The sequence below is a fragment of the Salinicola salarius genome (assembly GCF_002179555.1).
In the GTDB taxonomy this organism is placed as follows: Bacteria; Pseudomonadota; Gammaproteobacteria; order Pseudomonadales; family Halomonadaceae; genus Salinicola; species Salinicola salarius_A.
This window is the reverse complement of the sequence record NZ_NHOU01000004.1, coordinates 149,461-161,192: the sequence shown is the minus strand read 5'-3', so window position 1 is coordinate 161,192 and position 11,732 is coordinate 149,461. Positions and strand designations below refer to the sequence as shown.

The following is an 11,732-nucleotide window of genomic DNA, read 5'->3' as shown; positions in this document are numbered from 1 at the left end:
GTGAGCACAGTTCATCACATGCTCGAACTTCGCCATCTCCGCACGTTGATCGCTCTGCGTGACACCGGCTCGCTGGTCGAAGCGGCGGAGCGCGTTCACCTGACCCAGTCGGCGCTATCGCACCAGATCAAGGATCTCGAGTCGCGGCTCGGCATGCCGTTGTTTGCCCGCAAGACGCGTCCGGTGTCGTTCACCCGCGCCGGGGAACGGCTGCTGACCCTGGCCGAACAGGTGCTGCCCCAGCTGCGTCTGGCGGAACGCGATCTGGCACGGCTGGCCGGCCACGAACAGGGTCGCCTGCACATGGCGATCGAGTGCCACAGCTGCTTCCAGTGGTTGATGCCGACGATCGACCATTTCCGCGACCACTGGCCGGAGGTGGAAGTCGATATTCCCAGCGGCCAGAACTTCGATCTGCTGCCGGGGCTGACGCGCGAGGCGCTCGATCTGGTCATCACGGACAACCCGGAGCCGTTGCCGGGCGTACACTATGCGCCGCTGTTCCGCTACGAAGGCCTGCTTGCCGTTGCCAAGCAGCATGCGCTGGCGACCCGAAGCTGGGTCGAGCCTTCGGATCTCGCCACGGAAACGCTCATCGTCTATCCGGTGGAGCACGCCCGTCTGGATGTCTTCACCCAGTTTCTCGATCCTGCCGGCGTACGCCCGCAGGAGATCCGCAGCGCCGAACTCACGGTGATGATGATGCAGCTGGTGGCGAGTGGCCGCGGAGTGTGCGCCCTGCCCAACTGGGCGCTGACGGAGTATCTGGAGCGGGATTACGTCAAGGCGCTGCCGCTGGGCAAGGACGGGGTGTGGAGCACGCTCTACGCGGCAGTGCGGGAGGACAATCTGGAACTGCCGTGGATGGAGGACTTCATCCGCACCGCAAGAGACACTTCGTTTGCGGTGCTCAGTGGCGTCAAGCCAGCCGGCACGCCGGACGACGCCTGACGATCGGGCGCTTACCGAAGCCGCGAATGGGGCAACCGCGAAGGGTCGTCAGACCGTCTCTTCGTCGAATGTCAGCGGCCGAATCGCCTCCCGGCCGTGTAGCGGCAGCAGCAGACTGAAGCGAGCGCCGCCCAGGCTTTCGCTGCGATCGACCACGACATTGCCGCCGTGCCAGGCCATGATCTTCTGGACGATGGAGAGCCCCAGGCCGTAGCCGCCCGAGCGCCGGGTGCGACTGTCGTCCAGCCGGGCGAATGGCTTGAAGATGGCGATGCGCTTCTCTTCCGGCACCCCGGGGCCATCGTCTTCGACATCGATGCGCACGGCTCGGGGTTCGCGATGGACCTTCACCACGACCTGACTCTCCGCATGCCGGCAGGCATTGGCGACCAGGTTCTGGACCGCACGCTGCAGATAGCGTGGCTCCGCCTCCACCTCGAGCTCTTCGCCATCGGCAACGCGCAGTTCGAGGTGCGGATGCAGCGGGCTCAACGTCTCCAGTACTCGCCAGGCGAGCGCGCGACACTCCAGGCTTTCCGTCTGCAGCGTCACGCCCTGGGCATTCTCGCTGTCGAGCTTGGCGTAGGTGAGGATTTCATCGATCAGCCGGTCGAGTTCGGCGATATCCTCATCGATCCCCGCCAGTTGGCGCTGCGCAACCTCATCCTTGCTGAGATCTTCCAGCATCTGTACCGCAAAGCGAATGCGTGCCACCGGCGTACGCAGCTCGTGGGAGACGGCCCGAATCATCTCCTGCTGGCTGCGCAGCAGCGTCTGGACCTGTGCCGCCATGCCGTTGAGCGCCATGCCCAGACGGCCGATGAAGTCGTTGCTGTCGACCCGCACTCTCGAGTTGAGATGACCTGCCGCAATGCGCGTCGCGGCCCGTTCGAGCCGCCCCACCCGGCCTTCGACGCCCCACACGATGAGATAGATGGCGCCGGCCAGTGTCGTCAGCACCATGATCAGCAAAGCCAGCGCCAGCGACACCGGCATCGGCTCGAAACTGGGCAGCGGGCCGATTCGCAACCAGCGATCCGGCCCGACCCGGGCGTGAATGTAGAGCGCACTCAGCCCCGTTTCGAGACGCACCACCACTTCGCCGGCGTCGAGACGCGTCGCCTGGATAGGATCGACATCCGTCGGCGGCGAAGTATAGAGACCAACCGGCATATGGAACTGCTGCTGGACGCGCGCCAGCCGGCGAGCCTGAATCTCCTCCTCTTCGCCGCTCAACCAGCTACGCAGCACTTCGGTGATACCACGAAGCTGCATCTCGTTGAGACTGTTGATCCGCGCCGCCAGCACCCAACTGGAGTTAGGCAGCTGGTACAGCGAGCGCCAGCCATCATCGATGGATTCGATCACCGGCCGGTTCTCACGCAATCGCGCCCGCTCGAAGTAATTCAGCGACAGGTCATCGAGCTGGAACAATCCCAACGGCATGCCCAGTGTCGACGCCATCGACGCCAGCCAGTCATCGCGCTGCGCCAACGGCTGGCGGGAGACGAGATCGGAAAGCAGTGCCAGCGGGCCGCTGACGAGATTTTCCCGGTAGTGCTCCTGACGCACCTTGTCGACGACCAGGAAGCCGAACAGTACCAGCGCAAAGGTAATGACCAACGCCGCCAGCAGCGACACGTAGAATCGCAGGAAGGTGCTGTCGGTAAAGGAACGACGCATGTTGGATCTCGCGGGAAATGTCGGGCAAGTAGCAGGGGGAGACGGCGACCGCGATCGCCGCTCTCCCTCAACTGTCTCTCACGAACAGATACCCTTTGCTCCGTACGGTCTTGATGCGATGAGGGTGGTTGGGATCGTCGCCGATCTTGGGGCGAATGCGCGAAACGCGCACATCGATGGAACGATCCTGCCCGTCGTATTTGATTCCACGCAATTGGGAGAAGATCTCTTCACGCGTCAACACCCGGCCTGCGCTGTCGGCCAGTAGCCAGAGCAGGTCGAATTCCGCGCTGGTGAGGTCGATACGCTCCTCTTCCAGCCACGCCTCGCGAGTGGCGCTGTCGATGACCAGGTTGTCGAACGTCAGGCGCGTCGCCCCGCTCGAAGAAACCAGGCTATCGGCGCGACGCATCAACGCGCGCATGCGCGCCAGCAGCACTCGTGGCTGAACCGGCTTGGGAACGTAATCGTCGGCACCCATTTCCAGGCCCAGAACCTGATCCATGTCGTCGGTCCGTGCCGTCAACATCAGAATGGGGCCGGCATAATGCGGTCGTGCCCGACGGCAGATCGACAATCCATCCTCACCCGGCAGCATCAAATCGAGGATTACCATGTCCGGCTGCTCCTCGATGATGCGTTCCACCCCGTGGGCACCATCGTGCTCGAGCTCGACCTGGAAGCCGTTGGCCTCCAGATATTCGCGTGTCAGATGCGCCAGACGTTCGTCGTCTTCGATAATCAATACGCGATCTTGATGTGCAGTGCTGTCCAAGCTGTCATCCATCCCTTTGAGTTGGCCTCGAAACCCTGCATACCACGGTCTTGATTTATTATTGGCAGCTAACGGCATCAAGCGGCTTCAAGAGCCAGGCAGATATAATTCACCGTTACTGCGCTAATGTCTTAGATAATCAGCTATGCCTGAAGAGAGCCTAGCGGATTAAACAGCATCATACCCGAATTGTTCCCTTTGTAACCCGGTATCGGCAATGGACTACGCGGTTAATGGATAAATTCAGACAAGAGACCGATAAGGTTGGCTTACAAAAACGACAGTGTCAGTAGCGCTTTGGCAAGCCATCTCGAGGCGCCAGGCGTTGCTGGCGCTCACCGACTCTATCCTGAACTCAGCGGCTCAAGTCCACGTCCCGCGTCTGCCCCTTGCCGAGTTCGATCTGCTTGATAATGATCGGACTGCGTGATTTGCCACCGGGAAGCAGCACGCTGCCGGCAACGTAGAACACGCCTGCGGGTATGCCTCTGACGACGAAATAGCCATTGCCGTCAGTCTTGGCGTAGTGCGTATATTCACGAGCACGGGAGTCGGCCGGTTCGATCTTGCGTCCCGAAAGCGCCACCTCGGCGGCTTCGGCCGCATAGCGCGTCGCTGGCGCCACCGAAACCGTCTCATCGGAACCCACGAGCGTCTGCCCATCCGACGTTCTATAGGTCAACCGCCCCTGGATGGCCGAGGCCCCGCGCTTTTCGAGCCGGGCATACTCCTCGGCAGGGAAGGGAATCTGGCGTTTCACTACGGCCTCATCGCTGCCGGAGCGATCGAAGATATCGGGCATCTGAAACGATCCCGTCGATAGACTTTCACAACCTGCCAACGCCAGCATCATCAGCGCCAACACACCCACCCGAAGATTCCCTGCCACCATCGATTCTCTCCCTGACTGTCAATCACCGGCCGCAACGCAAGAGATGCTATCAGGTCAGCCCATTGTTTCCCGACGAACTGAAACCGGACGGCGATTATCCCGCGCCGCTTTCCTATGTCGATACTGGTGCAGAACGGTGATGCCTGTCGATATCGCCACGCTTCCGGTTCAGCCTCGCCTGCCGGCGAGGCCTCACGTTGACCCAGTATGGTTCAACTTATCCGTTTACCCGTCAGGCGGGCCGAGGATCATCCGGTCACCGCGTATCTGGATATCGAAGCGCCCCAGGAAGCTCATGCCCAGCAGCACGACGTCGTCATCGATACCGGCATGGATCGATCCCGGCACACGGCGGACCTGCAAGCCACCCAGCCTGACGCTGTCGAGCGTCGTCAGATGGCCATCGACGCGGCCATTGGCAGTGGTGAACGTGACCTCGCGCCCCGGCTCGAGCCCGAGGGATTCGGCAAGCGACCGAGAGAGGGAAACGTAGGTAGCGCCGGTATCGATCAAGAAGGTCACGTTCTGGCCGTCGATCTCGCCCGGCGCGACGAAGTGGCCGTAGGCGTTGCGCTCCAGCGTGACCGGGGCCTGCCCGACGGAAACGGCGCCGGCCAACTCGGCATTGGGCTGGCTGCGCCGCTGTTCCACGCCACGGAACCACCAACCCGCCAGCAACAGCAGCAGAATCCAGAACAGCACCATCATGCCGATGCCGGTTCGACGGACACCGCGAGAATCATTCTCCATGGCAACCATCGCACTGTTGCAGGCGAATCGCGCGGCGCCGCTTCGCCTCATGGCCTGGCGCCGTCATGAGGATCAGCGCAGGTCCGGGTTGAGGGTATAGGTTCCGGTGATGCTGGATTCCGCCAGCACGTGACCCGCCATCGCCTCGCGAACCTGCTCGCCGGTAAATTCTCCCGACAGACCCAGCGTGGGAATATCCAGCGCGAACACGCTGAAGGTATAGCGATGGACGATTTCATCGTTCCAGGGCGGGCAAGGCCCATCGTAGCCGCCGTAGACGCCGGCCATGTCCGGGTCGCCGGCCAGAAACCCGGTGTAGCCGTTGATTCCGCTGATGCCCTTGGCGGTCTGCCCAGGCGTCTTGCCCTTGGGGACCACGCCGTCGGCCATCTCGCCTTCCTCGATCAGGTTGACCTCGACGGGAATATCCACCAGTACCCAATGGTAGAAATCGACGCGCGGCAGGTCCGCGGGGAGTGTCTTGCCTTCCTGATTGACGTCGTCCGCCACGCCCGGCACATCGGGATCGGTCACTAGCAGCACGAAGCTCTGCGTGCCTTGCGGCGCGTCCAGCCAGCGCACTTCCGGGTTGCGGTTGTCGCTCAGGCGCATGTGCTGCTCGGGATCGGGCACGGCGAAAGCGAACTGCGCCGGAATCGGCTTGCCTTCCTCGATACCCTTGATGGTCAAACGCATGGGCCACTCCTCGTCGATAGTGAAACAGGTATTGATCCCCGTACGGGCGCGCCATCGCAAACGGCTCCGGCGCACGCCGACGATTCACCGATAACCTTAAGTGCCCTCGCGGCTTTTGTCATGATCGGGCGCGGTGACGACCCATAGCGCCCAGGCGCATTGACGGCTCAGGATATCCGAGGGAGCGGATAGAGCCGGTCGGCGGTCATCTCTTCCAGCGAGTTGATGCCCAGCATCCCCAGGTTACGGTGCACCTCGGTCGCGAGAAGCGAAATGGCATGATCGACCCCGGCTTCTCCCGCCACCGCCGCGGCATAGTTGAACGGGCGGCCGACGAACACGAACTTCGCCCCCAGCGCCAGCGCTTTCAGCACATCGGAGCCGCGCCGAAAGCCGCTGTCGACCATCACGTCGAGACTCACGGCCGCGGCGATATCGGGCAGCACACGCAGCGGCGAGACATCACCGTCCAGTTGCCGCCCGCCGTGGTTGGAAACGATGATGCCATCGACACCCAGGGACTCGGCCTTGCGCGCATCCTCCACGGCCATGATGCCTTTCAGCACCAGCTTGCCGCCCCACTGCTCACGAATGCGGCGGATGTCCTCCCAATCGAGATGCTCCCGGCCGGAAAAGTCCCGCTCGACGTTCTTGGCGACGAGGGCAACGCCGCGCTCCGCACCGACATGCTCGAAATGCGGCATGCCGTGACGACGGATCGTGCGCAGGAAGGTACACAGCGCCCATTCGGGATGCGTTGCGCCTTGCCACAGCAGGCGAAGGTCGGGGCGAATCGGCGTCTTGTACCCGGTGCGCACGTTGTTTTCACGGCTCGGCACCACGGCGGAGTCGACCGTCACCACCAGCGTCTGGATTCCGGCACGAGCCACACGCGCCACCAGGGCATGAATGGATGCCGGATCGGGTGGCATGTAAGCCTGGTACCAGACATCGGGATTGACCTCGGCAATCGTCTCCAGCGCGATCAGTCCGGAGGCGCTGATGACCATGGGAATACCGGCCCGCCGGGCAGCGCTGGCCAGGCGAATGTCGCCACGGTAGGCGGTCAACGCGCTGACGCCCATCGGTGCGATGCCGAACGGCAGGGCATGTTCGCGCCCCATCAGCGAGGTTCGGGTCGTCCGCCCGCTGACATTGACCAGCGAGCGATGCACGAACCCGATCTCGCGAAAGGCCCGAAAATTGTCATCGTAGGAGGCATTGGTTTCCGCCGCACCGGCCACGTAACCGAAGATGGGCTTGGGCAGCACCCGCCTCGCGAAACGCTCGAAATCCGCCAGGCAGAGGATGTGTCGCAACCGCCGGCGAAACCACCAGCGCTCGAACCAGGAAATGCCGAGGTTCGAATTCACCGCATTTCGAAAACGGGGCTGGGGCTCCATCGCGCTCATGGCTCCATCCTCCTCGATGTCCGATGCGCGGTCGTGACCCTGGCATCATGGATCGGCTGGTCAAGGGGAAGCATGGCATGTGAAAACCGCACTGCAGTCGGGTCCGAGGGCATCGGCGTTCTCCGGGAACGTCAAAGGATATCGAGGGTGCCGACTCGACCTGAAGAGGCGATGCAGTCGACGATCAAGCGCTAAATTGTCATACATCATATTTAAAGAAACAGTCGACTTTCGATGTACAAGCCTGGATTCGATGACTTCCGCTCCCGAGTTGCAGCGTGCCAGGTTTGTTTCTAGCCTGTAACCACACTTGAAAGGAGATAACTTATGTTAAGGATGACGTTTTTGACCCTGCTGCTCACCCTCGGCCTCTCCGCATGCGGAACCTCGACCGGCGAGCGCGCGGCCAGCGGCGCGGGCGTCGGTGCCGCCGTCGGTGCGGGCGCGGCGGCTGCGACCGGAGGTGACGTCACTCAGGGTGCCGTGATCGGCGGCGGTGTCGGTGCAGCCACGGGCGCGGCAACCGACGAAGACGATGTCGACCTCGACGACTGAGCCGTCGCTGCGACTTCCCTGCCTCGTTTCAGCCTAGCGGCAGAACGAAACGCCGCGCATGCCGAGATGAAAGTGATTGGCGTGCGCGGCATTGTAGTTCGGCCCCAGAGTGGTACCGAAATAGTGACAGGCACCCGCCTGAGCCGCTTCGAGAAACCGACCACGTTCGCCCCCGTCCCCCCAGTCCTCGAGTACGCTGATCCGACGCCCATCCTCGAGCCGGAAGGCCGCGACATCGAGTGCCGACGCCGTGGCATGCTCGCTGCGTCTGGCGTTCTCCCGATGGTAGATATTGCGGCATGCGAAAGAGCCGTAATGCTGCACGCGGGAAACACCCTCGCCGAAGATCTGCCGAGCCAACGGCTGCAGTTCGTGTCGTTCGTACATGGTCCAGGCCAGCGCCAGCGGGCAACTGGCCACGAAGCTCGAACTGAACGCGACCTGCGTGCTCGAGAGCCGAACCACGTTTTCGAGCGGGCAACCGGCCGCCGCGGTGTAATCGCCCAGCGGGGTATAATCGATATCCGGCGCCGTCTCCAGCGCTGCAAGACACGCCTCTCGATCTCCGGATAGCGCTTTCAGCTTCCAACGCGTGACCGGCGTCACGGGATCGCTCACGACCAGTGGCGCGAACGGGTTCCACTCCCGCGGGATCTGCCAGATTCCCTTGTCGAAGGCGATGCCGACAGCGATCACTATCAGACAAATCAGAGTGCTTGAAGAAGGTCTTGGAAAAGGTTTCATGGACTCCGGCAGGCTGAAGGCGGATTTTCACGGCGTCGGTAATCGGCGACGCATTGGACAGCGTGATTCACACTTTTCTACTAAATCGGTGCTATTCGTTCTCAATCACATATTCTAAGCTTAGTTAACTTGTCGAAATGCTGACGAACGCATTTCCAGTCGAGCAGAAAACAATCATTACCGTGCATGTCGTCAAGGAGGACACAATGCCGGGCTGTGCCAGACACGAGAACGTTTGCGGTCGCTGCGACGTACCGCTGGATTTCGAATTCACCATGGCATTTCAGCCACTGGTGAACATCGACGAGAGTCGAATCTATGGCTACGAAGCGCTGGTCAGGGGAAGCGGCGGGGAATCCGCCGGTTCGGTGCTGGCACGGGTCGACGACGCCAACCTCTACCGCTTCGATCAGGCTTGCCGGGTCAAGGCGATCGAAATGGCCCACGATCTGGGGGCCGAAGGGATGCTCTCGATCAACTTCCTGCCCAATGCCGTCTACGAACCGCAGGCATGCATTCAGGCCACGCTTGCCGCAGCCAGGCGGGTCGGCTGGCCGACGAGCCGGCTCTGCTTCGAAATCACCGAATCCGAAAGCGTCAAGGATCGATGCCATCTGCAGAACATCGTGACCAGCTATCACGAAATGGGGATGAAAACGGCGCTGGATGATTTCGGCACCGGATATGCCAATCTGGACCTGCTGGTCGACATCTCGCCAGACGTGCTGAAAATCGATCGCCATCTGGTCAGCGATATCCACCAGTCCCCCCGCCAGCAAAGAATTCTGGAACACATCATTACCCTGGCGCATCAGCTGGACATCACTCTGATCGCCGAAGGTATAGAAAAACTAGAAGAAGCTCGTTGGCTCTACCGCCACGGTATTGCCAGACAGCAGGGATACTGGTTTGCCAGACCGGCCGCAGGACAACTACCGGTTTGCCCCGAATCGCGCTTCGCGCTGGTTCGTGGCGAACACTGACGACCGCGATACGACTGGCAACTCCTTCCACCGTCCGAATCACGGTACCCTGGCTTATGGTTGCTTCGAAAAATTCGCCATCCCATCAGACCGCCGAGGGTCCTTCCACGCCGGATGGGCTGGACACGTTGAATATCGCGGCGCTGATCTACCGGCTCGATGCCGGCGTTCCCCTGCTGGCCGATGCCAACGAGACGGCGAAACGTCAGTTGCACCTGGGTGATGGCTTCCCCATGGCCGACCCTTGGCAATGGCTGGACGCTCATCGCTATCCGGCGGCTGGCCTCGATCATCCGGCATTGCTGAATGTCTCGTCGGAAAACTCGAGACAATGGCAGTGCTTTCACATCCGCCAACATGCGCAGCCGCTGCAAGCGCTGAAACTCAAGATTTCTCCGCTGGAAACACGAGCCGACGAGGGTGCCACGCGTCACGTGCTCATCGCCATCGGCGAGATCACCGCTATCGACGATACCCCGGGCCTACTGCCACAGGCGCAACCGCATCTACGCCAGGTGCTCGGGAACTTGCCCATGGGCGTGTGTATCATCGATCTCGAAGGGTATCTGCGGCTGGTCAATCATGCCTTCTGCGAGTTCTTCGGCTATGCGGAAAGCGAGCTGCTCAATGCTCACTTCCGCAAGCTCTTGCCCTCGCAGCATCATCAGGCTGCCGAGAAGCAGCACGCAGCCAGCTTCCTCGAGGCACTGGAACAACGTCGTGCCGTGGAGGTCCGGCTGCATGACGGGTCATCTCGTACCGTCATCATCGAGGACACGATCAGCCACGACGAAGCGGGCCGCCCCCAGCGGATCGCCTTTCTCGTGGATATCACCGAGCGATGCGATATCGAACGCCGGCTGCAGGAAAAGAACCGTCGCCTCGAATATCTGGCAACGCGAGACGATCTGACGGGATTGCACAACCGCCGTTTCGGCCTGGAGCTGCTCGAACAGACACTGGAACGAAGCCAGCGTTATGGCGAAAAGGTCGCCATTGCCATGCTCGATCTGGATCACTTCAAGGAGATCAACGATCGCTACGGCCATGCCGTTGGCGACGAGGTGTTGACGGAATTCAGCCACTTCATGATCGGCGCGCTGCGTTCGAGCGATACCCTGGTTCGCTGGGGCGGAGAGGAGTTCCTGGTGATCTTGCCCGGGGTCGATCGCTTCTCGGCACAGACCACGATAGACCGTGTCCTGAAGCAACTTCGCCAACGCACCTTGAGCACATTTCGCCTCCGGGTAAGCTTCTCCGCTGGCGTGGGCGAGTATCGCGACCAGATGTCCAAGAGGTTGCTGGAGGAAGTCGACCATGCGCTTTACCAGGCGAAATCGGCCGGCCGAGGCTGTGTTTCGATCGCTCCCGTTTCCAGCACCTGCCAAGAGCGCTGCCACGCTCGAATGTTTCCCTCGTTTCAGGGCTGACGACCGCCCCCCGGGCGGTCGCCACTGGCTGCCTTTCCGGAACGAGCGCCCGGACTTGGGTCGTTCCGAAGCGGTCTTTCGGACAGAGATTCAGAAAATCGCCCGCACTGCGAGGAACAGGACCGTCGGCGCCAGCAGGATGCCGAGCCCGGTATAGAACGTCGCGGTCATCGCACCGTAGGGCACCAGCCGCGCGTCGGTGGCCGCGAGACCCGCCGCGACGCCGCTGGTCGTCCCGATCAGGCCGCCAAAGATCATCGCCGAGCGCGGGTTGTCCAGCCCGATGAGCTTCGCGGTCATCGGTGTCGCGATCATGGTCAGGATCGATTTGACCAGGCCGGCGGCGATCGACAGCGCAATCACTTCCGAACTCGCGCCCAGCGTGGCCCCGGTTACCGGTCCGACGATATAGGTCACCGCGCCGGCCGCGATCGTGGTGATGTCGACCGGATCGGTATAGCCGAAGCCGATCGCGACGACGGCCCCCGCCACGAACGACACCAGCACGCCGAGAAACAGGGCGATCACGCCACGCAGGCCTGCTTTCTTGACCTCCTGCAGACGCACGCCGTACGCGGTGGCGATGATCGCCAGATCCCGCAGCATGCCGCCCCCCATCAATCCCAGACCGGAAAACAGCGTGACATCCGAAAGCCCCTTGCTGCCGCCGGTGGATGCCCCACCGACATAGGCGAGGATCAAGCCGATGATGATCGCGATTGCCGAGCCATGCAGACGGCCCGCGGTGAGATGGCGACTGAGCCAGTACGCCACGTACATGGTCAGGCCGATCACGGCAAAAGCGGCAATCAGGTGATACTTGTCGACCAGCGACACAATGGAATCGTTCATGCGAGCCTC

At 61.9% G+C, this 11,732-nt stretch carries 12 protein-coding genes; 4 read left to right on the top strand and 8 right to left on the bottom strand.

What is annotated here, in order from left to right; all coding sequences use genetic code 11:
- Positions 1-18 precede the first annotated feature (18 nt).
- Positions 19-951 (top strand): LysR family transcriptional regulator, encoded by a 933-nt coding sequence (locus CCD76_RS05195; protein ID WP_087718463.1) that lies wholly within the window; start codon positions 19-21, stop codon positions 949-951.
- 48 nt (positions 952-999) lie between these two features.
- Here the strand turns inward: CCD76_RS05195 and CCD76_RS05190 are convergent, their stop codons facing one another.
- The 6 genes from CCD76_RS05190 to CCD76_RS05165 all read right to left on the bottom strand — a co-directional run bounded on the left by CCD76_RS05190 (position 1,000) and on the right by CCD76_RS05165 (position 7,159).
- A complete protein-coding gene (locus tag CCD76_RS05190; protein ID WP_087718462.1) occupies positions 1,000-2,634 on the bottom strand; it encodes an ATP-binding protein in 1,635 nt (544 codons plus the stop codon).
- A gap of 67 nt (positions 2,635-2,701) precedes the next feature.
- Positions 2,702-3,421 carry a response regulator transcription factor gene (locus CCD76_RS05185; RefSeq protein ID WP_087718461.1) on the bottom strand — a complete coding sequence of 240 codons (720 nt, stop codon included), beginning with the start codon at positions 3,419-3,421 and terminating at the stop codon, positions 2,702-2,704.
- Between the two features lie 343 nt (positions 3,422-3,764).
- Positions 3,765-4,301, bottom strand: coding sequence for a carboxypeptidase-like regulatory domain-containing protein (locus tag CCD76_RS05180; protein WP_087718460.1), 537 nt, complete (start codon positions 4,299-4,301; stop codon positions 3,765-3,767).
- Positions 4,302-4,526: 225 nt separating this feature from the next.
- Positions 4,527-5,051, bottom strand: a complete 525-nt coding sequence (locus CCD76_RS05175) for a retropepsin-like aspartic protease family protein (protein ID WP_087718516.1) — start codon at positions 5,049-5,051, stop codon at positions 4,527-4,529.
- Positions 5,052-5,123: 72 nt separating this feature from the next.
- Positions 5,124-5,747, bottom strand: coding sequence for a YbhB/YbcL family Raf kinase inhibitor-like protein (locus CCD76_RS05170; RefSeq protein WP_087718459.1), 624 nt, complete (start codon positions 5,745-5,747; stop codon positions 5,124-5,126).
- A 167-nt stretch (positions 5,748-5,914) separates the two neighbouring features.
- Complete coding sequence (locus CCD76_RS05165) at positions 5,915-7,159, bottom strand: alpha-hydroxy acid oxidase (protein ID WP_256961118.1); 1,245 nt, start codon at positions 7,157-7,159, stop codon at positions 5,915-5,917.
- 327 nt (positions 7,160-7,486) lie between these two features.
- Here CCD76_RS05165 and CCD76_RS05160 point away from each other — a divergent pair, with 327 nt between their 5' ends.
- A complete protein-coding gene (locus CCD76_RS05160; protein WP_087718458.1) occupies positions 7,487-7,714 on the top strand; it encodes a hypothetical protein in 228 nt (75 codons plus the stop codon).
- A 33-nt stretch (positions 7,715-7,747) separates the two neighbouring features.
- On the opposite strand, the gene CCD76_RS05155 is transcribed toward CCD76_RS05160, so the two are convergent.
- On the bottom strand, positions 7,748-8,458 hold the full coding sequence (locus CCD76_RS05155; protein WP_087718457.1) for an extensin-like domain-containing protein: 711 nt from the start codon (positions 8,456-8,458) through the stop codon (positions 7,748-7,750).
- Positions 8,459-8,664: 206 nt separating this feature from the next.
- Between CCD76_RS05155 and CCD76_RS05150 the strand changes: the two genes are divergently transcribed.
- Both CCD76_RS05150 and CCD76_RS05145 read left to right on the top strand, forming a co-directional pair.
- A complete protein-coding gene (locus CCD76_RS05150) occupies positions 8,665-9,441 on the top strand; it encodes an EAL domain-containing protein (protein WP_087718456.1) in 777 nt (258 codons plus the stop codon).
- A 56-nt stretch (positions 9,442-9,497) separates the two neighbouring features.
- Positions 9,498-10,871 carry a GGDEF domain-containing protein gene (locus CCD76_RS05145; RefSeq protein WP_087718455.1) on the top strand — a complete coding sequence of 458 codons (1,374 nt, stop codon included), beginning with the start codon at positions 9,498-9,500 and terminating at the stop codon, positions 10,869-10,871.
- Between the two features lie 90 nt (positions 10,872-10,961).
- Here CCD76_RS05145 and madM read toward each other — a convergent pair whose 3' ends face one another.
- Positions 10,962-11,723, bottom strand: a complete 762-nt coding sequence (madM, locus tag CCD76_RS05140; protein WP_087718454.1) for a malonate transporter subunit MadM — start codon at positions 11,721-11,723, stop codon at positions 10,962-10,964.
- Positions 11,724-11,732 lie beyond the last annotated feature (9 nt).